This is a genomic window from Geothrix alkalitolerans (genome assembly GCF_022808885.1).
Lineage (GTDB): Bacteria > Acidobacteriota > Holophagae > Holophagales > Holophagaceae > Geothrix > Geothrix alkalitolerans.
Window position 1 is genome coordinate 306,611 of record NZ_JAKZLE010000002.1, and the last position, 23,032, is coordinate 329,642.

Here is a 23,032-nt window from a genome sequence, read left to right on the forward strand (position 1 = left end):
AACGGCTGGAGGCGCTAGCGTGGAGGTGGAGGCTCCATGATCACGGTGAAGTGCTTCGCCCGGTACCGCGCCCTGCTGGGCTTCAGCGACCTCAGCCTGCCCTCGCCATCCACCCTGGGCGACCTGCTGGCGGATCCGCGCTTCGCGGCCCTGCCCAAGGACGCCCTCCTGGCGGTGAACCAGAGCTTCGCGGATCGGAGCACTGCCCTGGCGGACGGCGACGAAGTGGCCCTCATGCCCCCCGTGTCAGGCGGCTGATCACCCCTCGCGCCGGATCTCCAGCACTTCGCCCCCACTGAGCCGCAGCAGGTCCTGGAAGCCGGGCTCGCGCCGCAGCCGATCCTCCGGCCGCTCGGGCTGGGCTTCCGCCGGCTCCTCGTCGAAACGGATCTCCAGCTCCCGCAGCCCCGGAAGCACGGCCGCCAGCGCGGCGAGCACATGGGGATTCGCCCGCTCGCGCTCCAGGTCCTGGAGGGTCTGCCGCACGTTGCCGGGGAAGCGGAGGCGCAGGATCGGCGGATCCCAACGCAAATCCGTGGCCATCTGCGGGGCGGTGCCAAGGGAACGCAGCCCGGGCAATCCCCGCAGCGCCTCGCTGCAGGCCATGCGCAGCTGGGGCGGAGCGGACGGATCCTGGGCCAAGGCAGCGGCCGGGCCCGGGGGCACAGCCCGGACGCGCGCAGAGGCAGGGGTCTGCGGGGAGGCCGGCGTGGGCCTGCGGGGCCCCTCAGGCGCCGGCGCGGCCTGGGGACCCTTGGAAGGGACCGGCGGCGGCCCGGCCGCTGGGGTCGAAGGGCGGGCTGGAGCGCCCGACACGAGGGCATCGAGGGGCGCCAGGTGGGGCAGCTGGGCCGCGGTCACCAGGGCCAGCTCCACCACCACCCGCGGCAGGCTGCTGTCCCGCAGGTCTCGCTCCCGGCTCAGCAGCAGCTGGAGCATGCGGGCCCAGCGCAGCAGGTCCTGGGGGCCGCGGGCAGCGCGAGCCTCCTGCTCCAGCCGGTCCCGGAAGGCCAGCACCAGCTCGCGCCAGAACGTGGCCCAGTCGGCACCCTGCTCGTTCAGCTCACGGCAGGCCTCCACCAGGGCCGCCGTGTCGCCGATGGCCAGGGCGGACATCACGCCCTGCACCAGGTGGGCGCTGACGATGCCCAGCTGCTCGCGGACGGATTCCTCCAGCACCTTCCCGTCCCCTGCGGCGATGACGCGGTCGAGGATGGTGAGCGCGTCGCGCATGGAGCCCTGCCCTGCCTCGGCCACCAGCCTCAGGCTGCCGCCCTCGGCCTCGACGCCTTCCTGCTCGCAGACGTGCCTGAGGCGGCCCTCGATGAGCCCCACGGGGATCAGCCGGAAGGGGAAGATCTGGACGCGGCTCTTGATGGTGTCCGGCACGTCCTGCAGCTCCGTCGTGGCCAGCACGAAGATGGCGTGGGGCGGCGGTTCCTCGATGACCTTCAGCAGGGCGTTGAAGGCCTCGGTGCTGAGCATGTGCACTTCGTCGATGATGTAGACCCGGTAGCGGCAGAAGGCGGGGCGCGTCTGCACCTGCTCTCGCAGCGCCCGGGCATCGGCCACAGAGGCCCGGCTGGCCGCGTCGATCTCGACGATGTCCAGGTTCTGGTCCGGCTGCTCCGCGGCCCGGCAGGGGTCGCAGACGCCGCAAGGCGTGGCCGTGGGGCCCTCCACGCAGTTCAGGGCCCGGGCCAGAATGCGGGCCGTGCTGGTCTTGCCCGTGCCCCGTACCCCGGCGAACAGGTAGGCCTGGTGGATCCGCCCGCTCTCCTTCGCCCGCTTCAGGGCATTGGCGAGCGCCTTCACGCTCCCCTCCTGCCCCACCAGGTCGGAGAGCAGGCGCGGGCGGTACTTGAGGGCGAGGGTGGTCATGGGACGTCCAGTCTCCCACAACGTCCAGGGGACCGTCAGGGGCTATAAGCGCGCCTGATAACTCCATACGGCGTTTCAAAGGCACAGGCGTTCTGATTCTCGTTAGGATGGCTTGATCCCGAAAGGAAAAGATGATGCTTGAGGGATCGCGATCCGAGCACAGCGCATGCGGGGTTGGCTTCATCGCCAGCCGGACCGGCACGGCCAGCCGCGACATCCTGGAGGACGCCCTCCACGCGCTGAAGTGCGTGGAGCATCGCGGCGGCTGCGCGGCGGACCAGGTCAGCAGCGACGGGGCTGGCGTCATGGCCGACATCCCCTTCGAGATGCTGGGCCACCAGCCCGGCGACATCGCCGTGGCCAGCCTCTTCATGCCCCAGGATCCGGACCGCCTGCGCCGGTCCATGGAGATCTTCGAATCCACCCTCGCTTTCTTTGACCTGGATGTCCTGGCCTACCGCGAGCTGCCCGTGGATCCCTCCGTCCTCGGCGAGGAGGCCCGGCGCTCCATGCCCTCCATGCGCCAGGCCGTTCTCCGACGCCCGGTGCAATGCCGGACGGACGCCTCCTTCGACAAGCTGCTCTACTCGGCCAAGCAGGTCCTCCGGACCAAGCTGGTGGAGCAGGGCATCCAGAACGAGTTCTTCTTCGCCTCCCTGTCGGCGCGCACCATCGTCTACAAGGCCCTGACTCGCGCCGCAGACCTGGATCGCTTCTACCTGGACCTGCAGGATCCCCGGTTCGTCACGCGCTTCGCCATGATCCACCGGCGCTTCAGCACCAACACCCGGACGTCCTGGGACAAGGCTCAGCCCTTCCGCCTCATCGCCCACAATGGCGAGATCAACACCATCGCGGGCAACCGGTCCCGCGCCATCTCGCGCGAGATGTCCATCGGCCTCAAGGCCGATCAGCTCGTGACCCACGGCTCCATCAGCGATTCCGGCAGCCTGAACGAGATCGCCGAGGCCCTGCACTACCGCAGCAGCATCCCGCACATGGAGGACATCCTCGCAATCATGATGCCTCCCGCCGAGGGACAAAGCGCCTTCTATACGTTCTGGAGCCGCGCCATGGAGCCCTGGGACGGCCCGGCGTTCCTGGTCTTCTCCGACGGGAGCAGCGTGGGGGCACGCCTGGACCGCAACGGCTTCCGTCCGGCCCGGTGGGCCATGACAGACGACCGCTTCTACCTGGCTTCCGAGGCCGGCTCCTTCCCCGTGGACGAAGCCGCCGTCCGCCGCAAGGGCATCCTCTACGCCGGAACCGGCGTGTCGCTCGACCTGGCCAGCGGCAGGATCCACTTCCGCGACCCGGGCCGCTCCCGCGAGCACCGGGATGCCACCTTCGACGCCCGCACCCGGCCCATCGGATCGCTCCCGGGAACCGATGGGCCCGGCCCGGTCAGCGCCTTCAAGAAGACCCTCTTCACCTGCTCCCGCGAGGAGCTGGAGAAGATCCTGTACCCCATGGCCGTCACCGGCAAGGAGGCCATCGGTTCCATGGGCGACACCGCCCGGCCCAACGTGTTCTCCTCGGAGCCGCGGCCCTTCTTCGACTACTTCTACCAGCACTTCGCGCAGGTCACGAACCCGCCCCTGGACTACATCCGGGAGGGCAACATCACCGACCTCCGGGTGTTCCTCGGCCGGGCGCCGAACATCTTCTTCCCCAAGGACCTGGTGCCCCTGAACGAGGCCCTGGAGCTGCCGCGGCCCATCCTCGACCTGGGGCAGATGCGCTTCCTGGAGCGGATGCAGAGCCTGCGCCCCTCGGAATCCCACATCATCCCCCGCACCTTCCCCATGGTCTTCCGGAGGGAGGACGGCGTGGCCGGCTTCCATGCGGCCGTCGAGCAGCTGGCCGCGGACGTGCGAAAGGCCGTCGAACAAGGCACCAGCGTCATCATCCTCAGCGACCGGGAAGCCAGCGTCGAGCGGCCGCCCATCCCGGGCCTCATCGCCCTGCGGGCCGTGGTGCACACCCTCAACGAATCGGGGCTGCGCCTCAACGCCTCCATCGTGATGCACACCGGCGAGGCCCGCACCTCCCACCACCTGGCCGCCCTCATCAGCTTCGGCGCCTCGGCGGTCTGCCCCTACCTGGCCCTGGAGATCGCCCGCCAGGACCAGCACCCCAGCTTCGGGAGCCTGACGCCGGACCAGCGCGAGAAGCATTTCGTCGGAGCCCTGGAATCGGGCCTCCTCAAGATCATGGCCAAGAGCGGGATCTCGGTGGTGCAGAGCTACATGAGCGCCAAGCTCTTCACCGCCATCGGCCTGGGGCCCGAGCTGATGGAGACCTTCTTCCCGGGCCACGCGAGCCCGCTGGGCGGCATCGGCTACGAAGAGCTGGCCGGCGATGTGCTTCGGAAGACCAGCCTGGCGGCCCAGGCCGGCTTCATGGACCGCCTGCTCCACACCCACCAGTTCCGGGAATCACCCCGGCCCGGCGAGGGCGAACACCATGGGCTCACCTCCGCGCGCGCGAGGCTGCTCCATCGCCTGGTGGAGCTCGATCCCGGGACGGACGAAGCCAGGAAGCTCTACAGCGAGTACCTCGCCTCCCTGAAGGCCGACGAGCCCATCAACCCGAGGCACCTGCTGGCCTTCCGGACCGCCGCGACGCCCCTGCCCCTGGAGGCGGTGGAGGATGCCTCGGCCATCCTGCACCGCTTCGGCGCTGGCGCCATGTCCTTCGGGGCCGTCAGCGCGGAGAGCCAGCGCGACCTGATCCTGGCCATGGAGGCCGTCGGCGGGCGCAGCAACAGCGGTGAAGGCGGCGAGAATCCCTTCTACTGGACCGACGGCATCACCGCCTCCACCAAGCAGGTGGCCTCCGCCCGCTTCGGCGTTACGGCGGAGTACCTCGTCTCCGGCGAGGAGATCCAGATCAAGGTGGCCCAGGGCGCCAAGCCCGGCGAGGGCGGCCAGCTCATGCGCGTGAAGGTGGACGCCACCATCGCGAAAGCCCGGTTCTCCCTGCCGGACGTGGACCTGATCTCTCCGCCACCCCTGCACGACATCTACAGCATCGAGGACCTCAAGGAGCTCATCCACGAGCTGCGGCAGGTCCATCCCGGCGCGAAGATCAGCGTGAAGCTGGTGTCCGGCACGGGCATCGGCACCATCGCCGTCGGCGTCGCCAAGGCCGGGGCGGACATCCTCTACGTGGCCGGCGGCGACGGCGGCACGGGCGCCGCCACGCTGGGCTCCATGAAGCATGCGGGCCTCCCCTGGGAGTTCGGCCTCATCGAGGCCCACCAGGCCCTGCGGGAGAATCAGCTCCGCGGCCAGGTGGAGCTGCGCGTGGACGGCGGCCTCCTCACGGGCAAGGACCTGGTGACCGCGGCCATCCTGGGCGCCGAGGGGTTCGAGTTCGGCAAGCTCCTGCTCGTGGCCGAAGGCTGCATGATGGCCCGCATCTGCGAAAAGAACACCTGCCCCGCTGGCATCGCCACCCACGACCCGAAGTTCAAGGCCCGCTACACGGGAAGTCCCGAGGCGGTGCAGCGCATGCTCGTCCACCTGGCGGAGGATGCGCGCCGCCACCTCGCCTCCCTGGGCGTCCGCTCCCTTTCCGAGCTGCAGGACCGCGTGGAGTTGTTGCAGGTGGCCCCCGAGCACGCGACCTTCGTCAGGGATCGCAAGCTGGACTTGTCGGGCTTCCTGGAGCCCCGCCCCGCGACGAACGGGGCCTCCCCGATCCCCTTCAACCAGGAGGGAGTCGCCCCTCTGAACCAGCAGGTCCTGGCGGACGCGGGGCCCTTCCTCGCGAGAGGGGGCGTCCATCACCACCGCTACGCCATCACCACCGGCGATCGGGGCATCCTGGCCACCCTGGCCGGAGCCATCGCCCGCCAGGTGCGAGAACGGCGCCGTCAGGGCGAGGATCCGACGGTTCCCGGCCAGCTGCGGCTCGACTTCACCGGCAGCGCGGGCCAGGGATTCGGCGCCTTCCTCACCGAGGGGCTCGACGTCCGCCTGCAGGGCGAGGCCAACGATTCCGTCTGCAAGTCCATGTCCGGCGGCCGGGTCATCCTCGTGCCTCATCCGGAAGCCTCCTATACCCCCGAGACCAACGCCATCGTGGGCAACGGCGCCCTCTACGGCGCCACGGGCGGAACGCTGCTGGTGCTCGGCCTGGCTGGCGACCGCTTCGCGGTGCGCAACAGCGGCGCCTCGGCCGTGGTCGAAGGCGCGGGCCACCACGCCTGCGAGTACATGACCCGCGGGGCCGTGGCCATCCTCGGCCCCGTCCTCACCAATGCCGGGGCCGGCATGACCGGCGGCTGCCTGTTCCTGCGGCGGGAGCGCGGCGACCAGGTGAACCGCGACTACCTCGCCCCCATCGCCTGGCGGCCCGAAGAGGAGGCCCTCTTCCGCGACCTCCTCGAGGCCCATGCCGCCGGTACCGGGAGCCGCACCGCCGCGGCCCTGCTGGAAGACTGGCCCGCGGCCCTGGCCGCCTTCTCGCCCTTCGTGCCCGTGGCCGTGGCGAAGGCCGCCAGCCCCCAGGCCCAGGTTCTCTAGAGCGTCACCTCGGAACGGAGGTTGCCCCTTCGCCCGCCTTACACCGCCCTAGCCCACCCGGTCGAACAGCCCGGGCTGGCGGATGGGTGGCGGCGGGGGCGGCGCAGGCTTCACGGGCCGCTCGCGAACGCGCCGCCTGGCCGGGAACGCCGCCTGGAACGCCTCCCGGATGCCTTCCGCATAGGTCGGATCCAGCACCTTCAGCCAGCCATGATCCGCCAGCACCTTGTAGAAAGGATCCTGCTTCAGGAGCCGGAGGCCGCCCACCCAGGCGCCGGAAGCTCCGCTGGCCTTGGCCCGCCGGGCGAAGGCCTGGGCGTCGTGCACCGCCATGAGGGGTGTCACAGCCACGGTCACCCCGATGCCCGCGGCGGCCAGGCGCTCGACGGCTGCCCATCGGCTGGGGATGGCGGGAGCATGGGGCTCCACCGCCTGTCGCACGGTATCGTCATCCGTGGGGATGGACAGGCCCACGGTCAGCCGGTCACCGAAGGCCCTCAGCAGGTCGAGATCCTGAAGCACCAGGGGCGACCGGGTGTGGACGATCACATCGGTGGTGGGGCAGAGCAGCAGTACCTCCAGGCAGCGGCGACTGAGGCGGAATTGCCGCTCCAGCGGCTGGTAGGGATCGGTGGCTGAGGCCATGAAGACCCGCTCGCCGTGCAACCGGTGCCGCTGGGACCAGAGCAGCTCCGGGGCGTTCAACTTGGGCGTCACCCAGTTGCCCCAGTCCTCGGGCCGGTGCAGGGCATTGGGGTACTCGCGGACATAGCAGTAGCGGCACCCATGACTGCAGCCGCGGTAGGGACTGAGGGCGAAGCCGAATCCGTAGCGCTCGTCCTTCTGGGGCCGCAGGATGGACCGCGCTTCTTCGGGCTCCACCAGCAGGCCCTGGAAGAGAGGGGGCGGTTCCGAAGGCAGCGGCAGCGGCGTCATGCCTTCAGTTTTCGCTTTTTATTCGTCAAGTCAAGGGGTGCCTGGCGGTTTGGGGATGACGTTGATGCGGCCGTTGGTTTCGAGGATGGCCACCCGCACGTCCGCGAGATCCGCCACGCCTGCCTGCCGGACCGCCGCCATGAGCTCATGGTGGGTGATCCGCTCAGCGGCGAGCATGGCCTCGTCCGGGACGCCGTGATGCACGAGGATCTGGGGCCTGCCTTCCAGGAAGGTCTCCGCCCGCTTGCTGCGGCATGTGAGCCAGGCCATCAGGGCGTTCAGCACCAGGAGGGTGCCCACCAGGATGAAGCCCGCCGACACGGTGTTGTCGCCGGCGTTCATGCTGTTCTGGACGGCATTGCTCAGGACCAGCAGCATCACGAAGTCGAAGGGGGCCAGCTGGCCCACCTGGCGTTTGCCCGTGAGGCGCAGCATCACCATCAGGAATCCGTAGACCAGCAGGGCCCGGAGGACGAATTCCCACCAAGGCTGCGCGAGGCGCCACATGGAAGAGCCCACGGGCAGGGCGTCGATGAGCGCGGCGACGGGCATGGGCCCTCCCACACAAAGGGGCGGTGCCAGTCAAGGCACCGCCCTCGTCGGACACCGGGATCGAGCCTGGCTTCCTATTGGATCTCGACGGTGAACTCCGCCTTGCCCAGCTCCGCCCCGTCCGCGCCCAGCACCTTCACCGTCCAATCACCGGCATCGCCGGCCCGGAACGTGCGATAGGCGTTGGTGCGATAGGGCGAGCGGGGCACCTTAAGCTCCTGCTTCGAGGTGCGCTCACCCTTGCTGAACACCACCGTGACGGTGCTGTCGGCGGCGCCGGCCACCTTCGTCCAGGCGTAGATCCTGGTGCCGGCCGGCACTTTGAACGAGGCGGACTCGCCCTGGATCTCCATCTTCTCCACGCCGGTGCCGACCTTGACCTCGGCGCTGGCCTTGGCTTCGGCCTTGGGGGCGGGCGCCTGGGCGACCAGGGCCGCACAGGCAAGCAGGGGGAGGAGGACCTTGCGCATGGGAAAGCTCCTTGGAAAGGAAAGACGCCCCATTCTGCTCCCGGCCGCCGCGGATGTCATCAGAAGGTGATGACCAGGGAGGTGGTGAACACGGTGTCGGTCTTCTTCAACTGGAAGGGCACCTCGCCCAGGATCACCGGCGGTGTGGACACCGGTGTCTGGACCACGGGCACCCCCACGAAGGCCGGCTTGTTCTTGTAGGTCATGTCGTAGCCCACTTTCAAGGCCAGCCTCGAGGAGAGGCTGGTGGTCAGGGCGTTCCGCCACACGCCAAGGTAGTTCTGCGAGTCCTTGAAGCTGTCGGAGATGCTCAGCTCGGAGGTGAACATCGAGGTGTCGAAGAGTTTCTTCTCGAACTTCGCCCCCACCCGGAACGTGGCGAAGCGGTCATCCGTGCCCGCCGGGCGGAACACCAGGTTCTCCTTGGTGTAGCCCACACCCGCGTCCGTGAAGAACTTCGTCCGGTCCGCCTTGATCCACCAGTAGCCGAGTCCGCCCAGCCCGGTCATGCGGGCCTCGAGCCCGGCGGGGATGTTCCGTTCCCAGCCCGCCGCACCGAACCACTGAAGCCGGTCCGTGATGTTGTGGTCGTAGCGGAGGTTCGCGTAGTACGTCTCCGTGCTCGTCTTGGTGGTGCGGGTCTCGACGACCGTGGCGGCGCCGAGGCTGGGCCCAGAAGCCGTGCGGTCGATGGAGGTGGTGGACACGCGGACGCCTCCCGCGTTGAAGGCGAAGGTCGCGTCGGTCCAGAGGTACTTGTACTCGTTCGAGAATCCCAGGCTCTGACTGGAGGCGTTGCCGCCCACGGCCACGTAGCTCAGGGCCGCCTTGTCCGACCAGGGCCGCTTGGGAGCCGCCTCCTGGGCCCAGGAAGGGACGAGAAGGCTCGACGCCAGAAAGACCGGGAGACAGGCATGGCGCATACTTCCTCCTGGAAATAAGCGACCATACCACCCTTCTGGACCTCTTAGCCGATCCAGGCCTCCAGCCCCTCCAGGATGTCGCGGACCCCGGGTCCGAAGCGGGCGTTGCTCAGCCAGTCCACGCCGGCGGGCAGGCCCTCCAGGGCCGTCCGGACCCGCGCGCGGTGGCCCAGTTCGGGGCGCGGAATGGCCCGCTCGGCCCGTTCGTGGCGCACGGCCGCGGGGTCGCTGAGCGTGGGGACCCAGTGCTTGAGGCGGGCGTATACGCCCTCCCAGGCCTCCAGGTCCGCCGGCTTGCCGAAGGCTCCGCCGATGAAGCTGCGGAGTTGCATGGCGCCCTCCGGCGCGCTCTGGGGATCCATCCAGGAGGGCACGAGGGAGCCCAGGTAGCCGCGCCCTTCGGGCGGATGGATGAGGAAGCCGAAGCTGTCTTTCAGGGCGGGCAGCGGCGCGTGGCGGCTGTGCCAGAGGTCCACGGAGGTGTAGGGGATGGCCGCCAGCGCCTCGGCGCTCGTCGGCGCCACGGGCCCAAGGAGGGTCGCCGCCTCGTAGGCAGGCAGCGCCAGCACCACGCGATCCGCCTCGCGCACCTCGCCCCCGCCGCTCACGCGCCAGCGGCCTTCCGGCAGGGCCTCCAGGCGCTCGGCCCGCAGGCCTGCCCGCACGGCGGCGAGCTTCGAAGCCAGCCGGATGGGCAGCTGCCCCATGCCGCCCTCGGGCACCACCATGTGGCTCACGCCGCCCTTGCGGATGCCGTTCACCAGGCTGCCGGTGGCCTCCCACTGGCGCAACTTGGGGATGGCGTCCACGGAGAGGATCTCCGCGGGTGCGGCCAGGACGCCAGCGATCATGGACGGCAGCAGCTCCGTGGCCACGCCCTTGCCAAGGCGCCGCTGGATGAACGCGCTTAGGCCCTCCTCCGGCTCAGCCGGACGCACGGGCTGGAACGGCTCCAGCATCATCCGGAGCTTGGCGCCGACCGACATCAGCGGCGAGGTCACCAGGCCCACGGGCGAAGCCGGGACGGGGATCAGGCGCCCGCCCTTCCCCACCCAGCGGGCGCCGGTGCCCGGCGACTTGAAGGGCAGCTCGATGGCGCTGAAGAGGCGGTCCACAGCCGTGCCCTTCTGCCACAGCACGCCCTGGGGCCCTGTCTCGAAGTGGCCGCCCTCCCAGGGCAGGGTCTTCATCCAGCCGCCCACGGAGGCCGCGGCTTCCCACACTTCGACGGATTCGCCCTTCCGCTGCAGATGCCAGGCCGCGGCCAGGCCCGTCACGCCGCCGCCGAGAATGAGGGTACTCATGGGAGGATCTCCAGGACACGCCGCGTCAGGCAGCGGATGTAGGCCGGATCGGTACCCGGCGTGGGCACGCGCCGGTAGGTGCGGATGCCTGCCTGGTCGGCCACGTGGCGGTATTCGATGTCGAGCTCGTGCAGGGTCTCGATGTGCTCGCTCACGAAGCTCATGGGCACGATGATCACGTCCTTGCCGCCCATGGTCTCCAGGACGTCCTTCAGCGGCGGCTCCAGCCAGCGCACGGGGCCCGTGCGGCTCTGGTAGGCCTGGAGGTAGCCGCCGGGGATGGGGCCGATGCGGGCGATCAGGGCTTCGCGGGTGGCCGCGATCTCCTTCTCGTAGGGATCGCCGGCTTCGATCTGGCGCACGGGCAGGCTGTGGGCGCTGAAGATCACGGTGGCTTCGGGCAGGTCCTCCAGCGCCGCGCGCAGGGGCCGTTCCAGAGCGTCCAGGTAGTCGGGGTCCGTGGCGTAGTGCTCAATCCCCGGCAGGATCTCGATCCCCGCCTTCGCCGCTTCCACAACCAGTTCGCGCAGGCTGGAACCCGTGGTGGCGCGGCAGTCGTGGGGATACAAGGTCACAGGCACCACCTTGCGGACACCATCGCGCTTCAGGGCCTTCAGCAGGCCCTCGGCCCGGGGGGCGGCATAGCGGAAGCACAGCTTCACCAGCTCGGGACGGCCGGCGGCGCGGAGGGCGGTGCGCAGCTCCGCGGCCTGGAGGGCGCTCTCCCGGAGCAGCGGCGAGCCGCCCCCGATCTGCCCGTAGCGGACCTTCGCGCCCGGAGCCCGGAGCCGGGCGATGAGCCTCGACAAGGGGCCCTGTAGCCAGGCGGGCCCGGGCAGCCGGATCAGGTCCCGGTCGCCGAACAGGGCTGCGAGGAAGGGTTCGACCTGGTCCAGGTTCACTGGACCGCCGAGGTTCAGGAGCAGGATCGCGGTATCTCGCATCACCTTCCACCTTACGCGAGACATGGCGGAACTTTCGTCACGGAAACCCGGACTCGGCATGACGACGGCATGCCCGGCATCCCATAAACTGTTCTGACACTGGAGTCCGCCATGGCCACCCCCGCCTCCCTGTCCGCCTTCGCCGCCCTGCCCGACGAGGCCCGGCTCTGGCTCGTGGCCTTCGACCGGCCGGTGGACGCGGCGCTCCTGGCCCCGGACATGGACGCGCTCATGGGCCGCTGGCGCCACAAGGGCGTCCAGTACCAGGGAATCTGGACCCTGCTGGAGGATCGCATCCTGGCCATCGCAGAGCCCACCCTGGCTTCGAACCCCTCGGGCTGCGCCATCGACGGCATGCTCCGGAGCGTGGGACAGGCGGCCGGGCGCCTGGGGCTGGGCCTCCTCGACCCCCAGACCGTCGTCGCCCGCGTGTCAGGCCACGTGCGAACCTTCGCTCGCACGGACCTGGAAGCCCACCTGGCGGACGGCACCCTGGACGCAGGCACGCCCATCCTGGACCTCGCCCTGCTCACCCTCGGTGACCTCCGGAGCGGTCGCTTCGAGCGCCCCCTGGCCGCCACCTGGATCGGACGGAAACACCTGCGGACTGCCTCTGCACAGGCTTGAGACTCGGGGCGACCGCCCCGCGGTACGAAAACGAGGCGGCAGAGCCGCCTCGTTTTTCATGAATGGATTGAGCCTAGAAGATCGATTCGCCCGGCTTGCGGCGCCAGGCTTCGGAGCGCTTGGGACTGTCGGTCTTGGGTTTGGCGTCCTTGGCGGCAGCCAGGGTTTGCAGCAGAGAGCCGCCCACCTTGGAGGCCACGCTCTTGGCCAGGGCCGGGGCGGCGGGGACCGCCGGGGCGCTCACCGGGCCAGCGGCGGGGGCTTCAGGAGCGGCGGCCTTCGCCGTGATCTCCTTCAGGCGCTTCTCGTACCAGACCTTCCGCTTGGGATCGATGGTCCGGGTGTTCGCGGCCTTCTCTCCCTTCTTGAGAACCTTGGGCTTGGGCTTCTCGCGGTCTTCACGCAATACGGAATCGGGCTTTGCTGCTTCTTCGAGGATTTTCGCCAGGTTTCCAAGGCCACGCAGGTTCATCATGTGCGGTTGCTTCTCCCAATGGGGCCACGGGCCACCGTTCATCAGGATAACGGCAACGCATTTGCTTACATAGTGATTTTAGACACGTGGTGCGGTTTTTTGCCGCCAACGGCCGCCTGCTGGGACACTGGACGGAATGGGAACCTCGCGAGCCACCCTGAAAGCCCGCCTCGACGGCCTGTGCGAGCGATATGACACGGCAGGGGCCCTGGCCAAGGATCCCCTCTCCGTGGCCCTGGCCTATGACGCGCCGCTGGACCAGGAAGTGGCCGCGTTCGTGGCGGCCCATCTCGCCTACGGTCGGGTCGCCCCCATGATCCGGGCCGTGCAGGCCGCGTTGGCGCCTCTTGGCCGTGAGCCGGCCGCCTGGCTCCGCGAGCGGTCGGAGGCCGAGCTCAGGCGGAGCCTGAACGGCTCGCTGGCCGGTTGGGCCTGGCGGTTCCATACGGCCGACGACCTCGCGGCCTGGCTGTTGGCCTGGAAGCGGCTGGACGCGCAGAGCGGGAGCGGCCTGGAGGCCCACCTCCAGCCCCAGCCCAGCGAAGATCCCGACCTCGCGCTCTCTCGACTGGTGCAGCGCCTCCGGACCGAGCTGCCGGATTCCTACGGATCCCGGTTCTCCCTGCCCGACCCATTGGAAGGCGCCGCCTGCAAGCGCTGGCGCATGTTCCTGCGCTGGATGGTCCGCCCGGGCTGGCCCGACCTCGGCCTCTGGACCCGCTATCCGGCCCACCAGCTGGTCATCCCGCTGGACACCCACGTGGCCCGCGTGTCGCGGTTCATCGGCCTCACCCGCCGCGCCACGCCCGACGGCCGAATGGCCCGGGAGATCACCGAGGCCCTGCGCCGCCTCGATCCCGTCGATCCTCTCCGCTACGACTTCGCCCTCAGCCACCTTGGCATCCTGGGCGATTGCCCCGGGGTGCGCCACCGAAGCACGTGCGCGGAGTGTCCGCTGTACACGGTGTGTCGTGCCGGCTCGGAATCCGCTGCGCGGATTCCGAGATAGGAAAAGCAAATCAAGTCCAAGATCCCTATTCCAATCATCTTGCGGTCGTTGGAACCAAGGGCCGGGCTGGTCATGTGCGCGACCCAAGTGGGTCGCGGAGCAGAGCCCTGGGGGCTCTGCGGAGCGGGGACCCACTGGAAGCGCAGGCCAGTGCCGATTCGCGTAGGCGCAGCCTGAGCGGTGGCAAGCCCGGCCCTTCTGCGCAGGCGCAAAAGGGCCGGGCTTGCCACGGCACTCGGGGGGCCGCCCTAACGACTTAGGGCTGCTTCTTCCGACCTGACCCGGTTCATCGCACCCCGATGCATGGGGCCCGGCTTGGGTACAGGGTAGTCCGGAAGGGGCAGGTCGCGCCAGGGAAAGGGGCCACCGCGGAGGCGCACCGGCCCTCGAAGTGACGGATTTCATGGGGTTTTTTAATTGCTGGAAAAATCCGGTGGGGCACCCTTGACACCCCCACATGTTGGGGCCATCCTTTTCTCCCGGCACAACCCATAGAGGTCACCCCCCAAAGCGCCCCGGTACAGGGGATGGCTCTGCGCGCCTCCGGGAATGCCCTCTCCTCGAACCGCTCCCCCCCACCCCGACCCCCAGGACCGACCATGAAGATCTCCCGCCATTTCACCAAGGCTGGCCACGACCCCCTGGAAGGCTTCCGCTTCGTCCCCCGGACCAGCCGGATCTCCAAGCTCGACGGCACCGTGGTCTTCGAGGCCAAGGACGTGATGGTGCCGGAGGCCTGGTCCCAGGTGGCCGTGGACATCCTGGCCCAGAAGTACTTCCGCCGGAAGGGCATCGACGCCCAGAACGGCGGGGAGAAGGACGCGCGCCAGGTCTTCCACCGGCTGGCGGGCTGCTGGCGCCACTGGGGCGAGACCCACGGCTACTTCGATTCCGCCGACGATGCCCAGGCGTTCTACGACGAGCTGACCTACATGCTCGCCGACCAGATGTGCGCCCCCAATTCCCCGCAGTGGTTCAACACGGGCCTCCACTTCGCCTACGGCATCTCGGGCCCGGCGCAGGGGCACAGCTACGTGGACCCGCGGACCGGCGAGATGACTCGGTCCACCTCGGCCTACGAGCGCCCCCAGCCCCACGCCTGCTTCATCCAGAGCGTGGCCGACGACCTCGTGAACGAGGGCGGCATCATGGACCTGTGGACCCGCGAGGCCCGCATCTTCAAGTACGGCTCCGGCACAGGCACCAACTTCTCCAAGGTGCGCGGCTCGGAGGAACCCCTCTCCGGCGGCGGCCGCAGCTCGGGCCTCATGAGCTTCCTGGCCGTGGGCGACCGCGCCGCGGGCGCCATCAAGAGCGGTGGCACCACCCGCCGCGCCGCGAAGATGGTCTGCCTCGACCTGGATCACCCCGACATCGAGGCCTTCATCGACTGGAAGGTGACCGAGGAGCGCAAGGTCGCCATGCTGGCCGCCGGCAGCGCCGTCGTGCGCCGCCACTGGGACGCCCTCTGCCAGTCCGTGGAGGGCTCCACCAGCAAGGATGCCGATCCCAAGACCAACGAGGCCCTGCGCAAGGCCCTGGCCCGCGCCAAGCGCGAGGGCGTGCCGCCGGCCTTCCTCACCCAGTGCCTGGGCCGCCTGGCCGACGGCGACTTCGACCGCGACCTCAAGGGCTACGACACCTCCTGGGATGGCGACGCCTACTACACCGTGGGCGGCATGAACTCCAACAACTCGGTCCGCGTGCCCGATGCCTTCATGCGCGCCATGGAGATCGATGGCGACTGGGACCTGAAGCGGCGCATCGACGGCAAGACCAGCAAGAAGCTCCGGGCCAGGGACCTCTGGGAGAAGGTGAACAAGGCCGCCTGGGCCTGCGCCGACCCCGGCATCCAGTTCAACACCACCATCAACGACTGGCACACCTGCCCCGAGGACGGCCCCATCAACGCGAGCAACCCCTGCTCCGAGTACATGTTCCTGGATGACACCGCCTGCAACCTGGCCTCCCTGAACCTGTGCACCTTCCTCACGGACGACGGCGGCTTCGACCTGGCGGGCTACCGACACGCCATCCGCCTCTGGACCGTGGTCCTCGAGATCAGCGTGCTCATGGCCCAGTTCCCCAGCGAAGCCATCGCCCAGCGGAGCTACGACTTCCGCACCCTGGGCCTCGGCTACGCCAACCTGGGCGCCATGCTCATGCGCATGGGCATCCCCTACGACAGCGCCGAAGGCACCCAGTGGTGCGCGGCCCTGACGGCCATCCTTACGGGCGACGCCTACGCCGCCAGCGCGGAGATGTCGCGGGAGCTGGGCCCCTTCCCCGGCTACCAGAAGAACGCCCAGCACATGCTGCGCGTCATCCGCAACCACCGCCGCGCCGCCTACAACGCCCCGGACTCCGAGTACGAGCAGCTCTCCATCGTGCCCCAGGGCCTCACCGGCGCCGGCGTGCCCAAGAGCCTCGTCGAGGCCGCCCGCGAAAGCTGGGACACCGCCCTCGCCTACGGCGAGCAGTGGGGCTACCGCAACGCCCAGGTGACCGTGCTGGCGCCCACGGGCACCATCGGCCTGCTCATGGACTGCGACACCACCGGCGTCGAGCCCGACTTCGCCCTCGTGAAGTTCAAGAAGCTGGCCGGTGGCGGCTACTTCAAGCTGGTGAACCGTGCCATCCCCGAGGCCCTGGCCCGTCTGGGCTACGCCCCCGCGCAGATCCACGAGATCGAGCGCCACGTGGTGGGCTGGCTCCAGATCACCGACGAGACTCCCGGCATCACCCGCTCCATGCTGAAGGGTGCCGGCTGGGCGGAGGAGGAGATCGCCGTCGTGGAGCAGAAGCTCCCCACGGCCTTCGATCCCGCCTACGCCATCGATGTCGAGCGCCTGAAGAAGGACTTCAGCGCCGAGCAGGTGGAGACCTTCCTGCTGGCCCTGGCCGGCACCATGACCGTGGAGGGCGCGCCCCACCTCAAGGACGAGCACCTGCCCATCTTCGACTGCGCCAACCGCTGCGGCCGCACCGGCAAGCGCTACATCGCCCCCATGGGCCACCTGAAGATGATGGGCGCCGCCCAGCCCTTCCTCAGCGGCGCCATCAGCAAGACCATCAACCTGCCCGCCGAGGCCACCGTGGTCGAGATCGGGAAGATCTACGAGGCCAGCTGGCAGCTCATGCTCAAGGCCGTGGCGCTCTACCGCGACGGCTCCAAGATGAGCCAGGCCATGGCCACCAACCTCGACCTGCTGGACGGCGCCGACACGCTGCTGGACGAGTCCGCCACCGCCACCGAGAAGGCCCCCGCCGTGGCCCAGGCGCTCACCCAGCAGCTGGTGCGCACCTACCGGCGCCGCATGCCCAACCGCCGGGGCGGCTACACCCAGGCGGCCACCGTGGGCGGCACCAAGCTCTACCTCCGCACCGGCGAATATGAGGACGGCAGCCTCGGCGAGATCTTCCTCGACATCCACAAGGAGGGCGCCGCCTTCCGTGCCGTGCTCAACTGCTTCGCCATCGCGGTGAGCATGGGCCTCCAGCACGGCGTCCCCCTGGAAGAGTTCTGCGACGCCTTCCTGTTCACCCGGTTCGAGCCCGGCGGCATGGTCATGGGCAGCGACACCATCAAGATGAGCACCAGCATCATCGACTTCGTGTTCCGCGAGCTGGCCATCAGCTACCTGGGCCGCTATGACCTGGCCCATGTGGAGCCCGAGCAGATCGTGAACGCCGCCACGGGCCTGCGCCCCGGCAGCCAGGCGCCCGGCCTAGCCGGTGCCCTGCCCAGCCTGCCCACGGGCACGCCCCTGCCCTTCCCCGAGGCCGGCGCCGAACCCGCCGCCGCTGCGCCCGCCCCTGCGCCGCAGCCGGTCCTCCAGCCCGTGCTCGTGGGTGCGGCCAAGGCCGTCTCCGCGGCGCAGGCTGCCCGCGAGAAGGGCTACACCGGCGACCCCTGCCCCGAGTGCGGCCACCTCACCCTCGTCCGCAACGGCGCCTGCATGAAGTGCCAGACGTGTGGTGCCACGACGGGATGCAGCTAGCAGGATTGTTGCTCGTTAAACATCAGGAGTCTCAATGCCGAAGGCTTTTGTAATAATGCCTTTTTCATCGGATTTTAATGATGTATATAATCTATTTTTAGCTGAGACCCTCTCTGGATGCGGTTACGAAGTCTTCCGCGCTGATGATATTAATAATTCTCAAAACATACTCTCAGATATTATTTCTTCAATCGCTCATTCTCATTTGATTGTAGCGGACCTGACAGGCGCGAATCCCAATGTTTATTATGAACTTGGAATTGCTCATGCGCTTCAGAGACCCGTGATTATGCTTACTCAAGACATTAAAGACTTGCCATTCGATTTGCGTTCATATCGTGTCATTCCGTATTCTACTGATTTTGTAAAAATAAGAGAAGCCAAGGAACAACTAATAAACCTAGCAACCGACGCATTAAACGGGAAGGTATTATTTGGGAATCCGGTCGGTGACTTCATTGGTGATAGTTCAATAGAATTAACCCAAATGCCCGAAAATTCCGAATCTGCTGGCCTTCTTGATTTTGTAGCTGAAGTCGAAGGTAGCCTTGAAGAATTGACCGCTATCATGCAATCCATTGCAGAAGCAACTTTTTCTATAACAGAAAAAACCAATAAAGCTAAGGATAAATTTAGTCAATTTAGCGGAAACGCAAACGAGCGTAGGCAAGCTATACGAGGATATGCTCTTGAATTATCAAAATACAGTCAATCTTTAAAACCACTAAACCATTCATATTCATCCAATTTATTTAGGTATGAATCAAATATTAGTCATTTATTTAAAGACAAATTAATTCTTTCTACTCGAGAAGACTATAATAGCCTCAATGCAATGTTAGATACTATTAAAAGCAGCGAAACCTCAGTTCAGGCATTTATTACTCAAAACAAGGAATTATTACAAGCCATTTCAAACACTCCAGATATTGAGCGTTATTTTATGCAGGCAAGGGATGCAACTGTCCGCGAGCTTAAATTCATGACTCAAAACCTAGAAAAAACACTTTCAGTTTTTTCTCGCTCACGAGCAATAGGTGGCCTCTTACTTGAATCATTCGACACTCCAACTGCTGAATAATGGATTCCATTAGTCACTACACTATCCATTTTATAATATTGTCTTGCATTTGAACTTATCCGCGGCTGATTGACCTTCTCCGTCACAAGATAGCTACCTGCCCGACCCTCTCGGCCCCATCGCCCTGGACTTGGCCTCGGACCCGGAGTTGGGGTCGCTGCTGGCGGCGCATCCGGATATCGCGCCGGTGCGGTTCAGGGGTGGGGAACTGCTGGTGGTGGAGAGGGGAGGATTCGCAGGATCTCTTCATTGAGCGCAAGGGCAGCCTGGTGGTGGAGAAGGCCCTACCGGACGGCACGATGCGACCCCTGACCCAGCTGGAGTGTAGCGTGGAGCCCGGGGCGGGGGGACTGACGGCCTCAGGCCCCGGTTTCAAGCCCGGCTTCCGCCACGGCCGAATCCAGCATCCATCTCGCGATGCTGAGGGGGGCGGGCAGGTCGGGGAGGGCGTCGAAGCGGAACCAGCGGGCGTCCTCCAGTTCGGTGGGATCGGGCCGCAGCTCGCCGTCGAGGTGGTCGGCCAGGAAGGCCACCATGAGGCCGTTGGGGAAGGGCCAGGGCTGGCTGCCGAAGTAGCGCAGATGATGGACGCGGATGCCCAGCTCCTCGGCCACCTCGCGGTGGACGGCCTGCTCCAGGGATTCCCCGGGCTCGGTGAAGCCGGCGATGGCGCTGTACACGCCGGGCTTGAAGTGGGGCGAGCGCGCCAGGGCCAGCTCCCGCTCCGCCCCTGCCCCGCGCTGGATGAGCACGATGATGGCCGTGGCGTTGGAGGGGAACACCGTCCGCCCGCAGGCCGGGCAGCGGCGACCATGCCCTGCCTCGGGCCCTTCGCAGGGCTCCAGGGCCGTGGCGCAGCTCCCGCAGAAGCGGTGTCCCGCCGCCCACTCCAGCCACTGGCTGGCCCGGCCCGCCCTGGCCCATGCCTCCGGGTCCATGCGGGGGAAGGCATCGCGCAGGCCCACGGCCTCCACGCCCTCGGGCACCGGATGATCCTCGGCCACCCTTAGCGCCAGATGTCCCTCGGGCAGGCGCAGCCGAAGCTCCGCCTCCACCTCGGGTAAGGACGCCTCCGGCGCGAGCCAGAGGCGGTTTCCCTGGAAGATGATCCGCTGTTCGCTCATGCCGCCTCGCCCAGGGGCCGGATCCTAGTGCCGGTCATGCCCCTTGCGCTCCCGGCCCTCACGCTCCCGACCCGCGCGCTTCTCCTGGCCCTTGTGCCTGCCGTGGTCCCGCTCCCGGCTGGGCTTCCGCTCGGCTCGGCGGCCATCTCGGCTCGGCGCAGGGCTCTTGGAGAGGCCCAGGGGATCCGGCAGGCCCAGCGGGTTGGGGAGCTGTGCCATCAGCAGGGTGCCACCGAACATCAGGGCAGCCAGGGTGCGGGCCATGCGGGTCACGAATCCTCCGGGAAGCGGCGGGCGGAGGGTCCGCCGCGCCAGTCGTCCATGGTACCCGGTCGCTACACGAACAGCACCGCATGCACCGGCGGCAGGTGCTCCGCGAGCGTGATCCAGTCATCGCCGCTGTTCTCGCTGATCCACACGGAACCCGTGGTGGAGCCGAAGGCCAGGCGCTCGCCGCTGTCGTCGAGATCCAGCCCGTGGCGGTAGACCAGATCGTAGGCCCAGGATTCGGGCAGGCCGCGACCCAGCGTCTCGAAGGTGCGGCCGCCGTCGCGGGTGCGGTTCACCACCACGCGGCCCTCCACGGGGATGCGGCGCTCATCCTTGATCGCAGGCACGAACCAGGCCGTGTCGGGATCCTTCGGATGCACCACCACGGGGAAGCCGAAGACCGAGGGCTTCACGTTCTTGATCTCGGTCCAGGTCATGGCGTCGTCCGTGCTGCGGAAGATGCCGTTGTGGTGCTGGACCCACCAGACGTTCGGCGCCCCGGGGCACTGCACCATGCGATGCGGGTCCTGGGATTCCGGCGCCTCCACCAGCTCCGGCGGCGCGTAGTCGGCGCGCATGCCCTTGGTGTGGGCGGTCCAGGTCTTCCCCAGGTCCTTCGTGTGCCACACGCCGCCGCTGGAGACGGCCACCGCCACACGGTTCCCGTCCCGGGGGTCCACGCAGATGGAGTGGATGCCGGGCGAGTCGGCGCCTCCGCCGGCCCACTTGCGGCGCTCCGGCATGTGCCAGAGGGATTCCACCAGGTGCCAGGTGGCGCCGGAATCCTCGCTCCAGAAGAGGCCGCCCGGCAGCGTGCCCGCCCAGAGCAGCCCCGGTTGCGAGGCCAGTCCCGGCGTGAGGCACCAGAAGCGGATGAGGCGCCAGGGGATCTCTCGGCCCAGGAAGTCCTTCTCCACGTGGCCTTCGGGAGGCGTGGGATAGGCGGGCACGCCGACCTCCTCCCAGGTGGCGCCGCGATCCTTCGAGCGGTGCAGCTTGGCCCCGAAGTGGCCGTGGTCCAGGGCCGCGTACCAGGCGCCGTCGCGGGGATCCTGCATGGCCAGGGAGACGTTGTCGCCCAGGAAGGACACCGACTCGAGGTCCCAGACGCCCCGCTTGGTCCGCCGGGCGGAGAAGAGCCCCTTGCGGGTGGAAATCAGCAACTGGTCCATCTCAGCCTCCCGAAAGGGCCTGCATGACGTAGATCTCGCTGGCCTCGGACACGGAATCGCTGAGCCCCCGGCGATCCGCGATGGGCGCGCCATCCACGAAGACGGCCATGTGGAACCTCAGGGCGCCATGCTCATCCAGCACGTAGCCCCGCAGCCTCGGATACAGGGTGAAGGCCGCCTCCAGGCTCTCCCGCACCGTGCCGCCCACCACCGCGCATGGCGGGCAGGCCACGTGGCGCTGGAGGTTGCGGGTGAAGGCGACATGGGCCATGCGAATCCTGGAAGCCCGGCCACTGTCCTCCAGGGATTTCTACCTGTCAAGACACGAAAGATCTAGTCGAACCAGTCCGGATCGTCTTTCGGTTCGCCTTTCCTGGCGGACTTCCTCCTGGCCGCCTCGAGTTCGGCTTGGGCGGCCACGAATTCCTCGTCCTCCAGCCGCGTGGGATCAGGCAGGGGGTGTCCGGCCAGATCGTGCAGCGGCGCCGCCCGCCGCTCCACGCCGACGATCCGGCTCCAGGGCTTCTTGCGCCGTTCGACCTGTTCGATCATGGTCCACCTCCGGCTCAAACCAAGCATAGGTTCCAGACCCCGGTCCGCCATTGTAAAAAAGCGCAGGGGGATCGCTCCCCCTGCGCTTCCACTTGGTTTCCCCGCTGAAGGGGATTCCTACTTGACCAGGCCCAGGTCCTTCACAGCCTGGCGCTCCTCTTCGAGCTCCTTGGCGGTGGCGTCCATCTTGGCGCGGCTGAAGGCATTGATCTCCAGGCCCTTCACGATCTCCACCTGGCCGTTCTTCACGGTGACGGGGAACCCGTAGACCAGGCCCTCGGGCACGCCGTAGCTGCCGTCGGAGGGGAAGGCCATGCTGGTCCAGTCGCCCTCGGGGGTGCCCAGGGCCCAGGAGCGCATGTGGGCGATGGCGGCGCTGGCGGCGCTGGCGGCGCTGCTGAGGCCGCGGGCCTCGATGATGGCGGCGCCGCGCTTGGCGACGGTGGGGATGAAGGTCTTCTCGTACCACTCGTGGTCATTGACCAGCTCGTAGGCGTTCTTGCCGTCGACGGTGGCGTGGTAGAGGTCGGGGAACTGGGTGGTGCTGTGGTTGCCCCAGATGGTCATCTTCTGGATGGCGGTGACGGGCTTGCCGGTCTTCTCGGCCAGCTGGGAGATGGCACGGTTGTGGTCCAGGCGCACCATGGCGTGGAACTGGCTGGGCTTGAGCTTGGGCGCGTTGGACAGCGCGATCAGGGCGTTGGTGTTGGCGGGGTTGCCCACCACCAGCACCTTCACGTTGCGGTTGGCCACTTCGCTCAGGGCCTCGCCCTGGGGCTTGAAGATGCCGCCGTTGGCGCTCAGCAGGTCGCTGCGCTCCATGCCGGCCTTGCGCGGCAGTGCGCCCACGAGCAGCGCGTAGTCAGCATCCTTGAAGGCGACCTTGGGATCATCGGAGGTGACGACACCCGCCAGCAGGGGGAAGGCGCAATCCTTGAGTTCCATGACCACGCCGTTCAGCGCCTTCAGGGCCGGAGTGATCTCCAGGAGCTGCAGGATCACCGGCTGGTCCTCGCCCAGCATCGCGCCACTGGCAATGCGGAAGAGGATGCTGTATCCAATCTGGCCGGCTGCGCCGGTCACGGCCACGCGAACGGGGGGCTTCATGAGATTCCTCCTGGAAGATGGTTCATTCTATACCTCGCGCTGACACTGAAAACCGGCAGGTCGGGAATCCGT

Annotated in this window: 20 protein-coding genes and 1 other RNA gene; 6 read left to right on the forward strand and 15 right to left on the reverse strand. The window is 67.7% G+C overall.

Features of this window, described 5'->3' with window-relative positions; genetic code table 11:
• Nucleotides 1-36: 36 nt before the first annotated feature.
• Nucleotides 37-258, forward strand: a complete 222-nt coding sequence (locus MLJ35_RS05475; protein WP_243383471.1) for a MoaD/ThiS family protein — start codon at nucleotides 37-39, stop codon at nucleotides 256-258.
• Here the strand turns inward: MLJ35_RS05475 and dnaX are convergent, their stop codons facing one another.
• Entirely contained in the window at nucleotides 259-1,881 is a 1,623-nt protein-coding gene (dnaX, locus tag MLJ35_RS05480; RefSeq protein WP_243383472.1) for a DNA polymerase III subunit gamma/tau, read from the reverse strand.
• Between the two features lie 134 nt (nucleotides 1,882-2,015).
• Here dnaX and gltB point away from each other — a divergent pair, with 134 nt between their 5' ends.
• Nucleotides 2,016-6,413, forward strand: coding sequence for a glutamate synthase large subunit (gene gltB, locus MLJ35_RS05485; RefSeq protein WP_243383473.1), 4,398 nt, complete (start codon nucleotides 2,016-2,018; stop codon nucleotides 6,411-6,413).
• Nucleotides 6,414-6,461: 48 nt separating this feature from the next.
• On the opposite strand, the gene MLJ35_RS05490 is transcribed toward gltB, so the two are convergent.
• The 6 genes from MLJ35_RS05490 to hemH form a co-directional block, all read right to left on the reverse strand.
• Nucleotides 6,462-7,349, reverse strand: a complete 888-nt coding sequence (locus tag MLJ35_RS05490; protein WP_243383474.1) for an SPL family radical SAM protein — start codon at nucleotides 7,347-7,349, stop codon at nucleotides 6,462-6,464.
• A 30-nt stretch (nucleotides 7,350-7,379) separates the two neighbouring features.
• Nucleotides 7,380-7,856 carry a DUF421 domain-containing protein gene (locus MLJ35_RS05495; protein ID WP_420843023.1) on the reverse strand — a complete coding sequence of 159 codons (477 nt, stop codon included), beginning with the start codon at nucleotides 7,854-7,856 and terminating at the stop codon, nucleotides 7,380-7,382.
• 119 nt (nucleotides 7,857-7,975) lie between these two features.
• Nucleotides 7,976-8,371, reverse strand: coding sequence for a DUF2914 domain-containing protein (locus tag MLJ35_RS05500; RefSeq protein ID WP_243383476.1), 396 nt, complete (start codon nucleotides 8,369-8,371; stop codon nucleotides 7,976-7,978).
• 59 nt (nucleotides 8,372-8,430) lie between these two features.
• Nucleotides 8,431-9,294, reverse strand: a complete 864-nt coding sequence (locus MLJ35_RS05505; RefSeq protein WP_243383477.1) for a DUF481 domain-containing protein — start codon at nucleotides 9,292-9,294, stop codon at nucleotides 8,431-8,433.
• A 44-nt stretch (nucleotides 9,295-9,338) separates the two neighbouring features.
• Entirely contained in the window at nucleotides 9,339-10,598 is a 1,260-nt protein-coding gene (locus MLJ35_RS05510; RefSeq protein WP_243383478.1) for a protoporphyrinogen/coproporphyrinogen oxidase, read from the reverse strand.
• On the reverse strand, nucleotides 10,595-11,542 hold the full coding sequence (hemH, locus tag MLJ35_RS05515) for a ferrochelatase (protein WP_243383479.1): 948 nt from the start codon (nucleotides 11,540-11,542) through the stop codon (nucleotides 10,595-10,597). Before hemH ends, MLJ35_RS05510 begins: the two co-directional genes overlap by 4 nt.
• 111 nt (nucleotides 11,543-11,653) lie before the next feature.
• Between hemH and MLJ35_RS05520 the strand changes: the two genes are divergently transcribed.
• Nucleotides 11,654-12,169 carry a hypothetical protein gene (locus MLJ35_RS05520; RefSeq protein WP_243383480.1) on the forward strand — a complete coding sequence of 172 codons (516 nt, stop codon included), beginning with the start codon at nucleotides 11,654-11,656 and terminating at the stop codon, nucleotides 12,167-12,169.
• A 73-nt stretch (nucleotides 12,170-12,242) separates the two neighbouring features.
• Here the strand turns inward: MLJ35_RS05520 and MLJ35_RS05525 are convergent, their stop codons facing one another.
• On the reverse strand, nucleotides 12,243-12,575 hold the full coding sequence (locus MLJ35_RS05525) for a hypothetical protein (RefSeq protein WP_243321475.1): 333 nt from the start codon (nucleotides 12,573-12,575) through the stop codon (nucleotides 12,243-12,245).
• Nucleotides 12,576-12,780: 205 nt separating this feature from the next.
• On the opposite strand from MLJ35_RS05525, the gene MLJ35_RS05530 reads away from it, so the two are divergent.
• Nucleotides 12,781-13,653, forward strand: a complete 873-nt coding sequence (locus MLJ35_RS05530) for a TIGR02757 family protein (RefSeq protein WP_243383481.1) — start codon at nucleotides 12,781-12,783, stop codon at nucleotides 13,651-13,653.
• A gap of 212 nt (nucleotides 13,654-13,865) precedes the next feature.
• On the opposite strand, the gene ffs is transcribed toward MLJ35_RS05530, so the two are convergent.
• Nucleotides 13,866-13,969: signal recognition particle sRNA small type (gene ffs, locus MLJ35_RS05535), an RNA gene on the reverse strand.
• 283 nt (nucleotides 13,970-14,252) lie between these two features.
• On the opposite strand from ffs, the gene MLJ35_RS05540 reads away from it, so the two are divergent.
• Nucleotides 14,253-17,654 carry an adenosylcobalamin-dependent ribonucleoside-diphosphate reductase gene (locus tag MLJ35_RS05540; protein ID WP_243383482.1) on the forward strand — a complete coding sequence of 1,134 codons (3,402 nt, stop codon included), beginning with the start codon at nucleotides 14,253-14,255 and terminating at the stop codon, nucleotides 17,652-17,654.
• Nucleotides 17,655-17,688: 34 nt separating this feature from the next.
• Complete coding sequence (locus tag MLJ35_RS05545; protein ID WP_243383483.1) at nucleotides 17,689-18,735, forward strand: nucleoside 2-deoxyribosyltransferase; 1,047 nt, start codon at nucleotides 17,689-17,691, stop codon at nucleotides 18,733-18,735.
• 359 nt (nucleotides 18,736-19,094) lie between these two features.
• Here the strand turns inward: MLJ35_RS05545 and nudC are convergent, their stop codons facing one another.
• From nudC to MLJ35_RS05575, 6 genes are all read right to left on the reverse strand, one after another.
• Complete coding sequence (gene nudC, locus MLJ35_RS05550; RefSeq protein ID WP_243383484.1) at nucleotides 19,095-19,859, reverse strand: NAD(+) diphosphatase; 765 nt, start codon at nucleotides 19,857-19,859, stop codon at nucleotides 19,095-19,097.
• 24 nt (nucleotides 19,860-19,883) lie between these two features.
• The gene (locus MLJ35_RS05555) at nucleotides 19,884-20,132 is read right to left on the reverse strand and encodes a hypothetical protein (protein ID WP_243293600.1); all 249 of its coding nucleotides are present in this window, start codon (nucleotides 20,130-20,132) and stop codon (nucleotides 19,884-19,886) included.
• Nucleotides 20,133-20,194: 62 nt separating this feature from the next.
• Nucleotides 20,195-21,301 carry a WD40/YVTN/BNR-like repeat-containing protein gene (locus tag MLJ35_RS05560; protein WP_243383485.1) on the reverse strand — a complete coding sequence of 369 codons (1,107 nt, stop codon included), beginning with the start codon at nucleotides 21,299-21,301 and terminating at the stop codon, nucleotides 20,195-20,197.
• A 1-nt stretch (nucleotide 21,302) separates the two neighbouring features.
• Nucleotides 21,303-21,572, reverse strand: coding sequence for a MoaD/ThiS family protein (locus tag MLJ35_RS05565; RefSeq protein WP_243383486.1), 270 nt, complete (start codon nucleotides 21,570-21,572; stop codon nucleotides 21,303-21,305).
• Nucleotides 21,573-21,634: 62 nt separating this feature from the next.
• On the reverse strand, nucleotides 21,635-21,853 hold the full coding sequence (locus MLJ35_RS05570; protein ID WP_243321490.1) for a hypothetical protein: 219 nt from the start codon (nucleotides 21,851-21,853) through the stop codon (nucleotides 21,635-21,637).
• 117 nt (nucleotides 21,854-21,970) lie between these two features.
• Entirely contained in the window at nucleotides 21,971-22,960 is a 990-nt protein-coding gene (locus MLJ35_RS05575) for a malate dehydrogenase (protein WP_243383487.1), read from the reverse strand.
• Nucleotides 22,961-23,032: the final 72 nt, after the last annotated feature.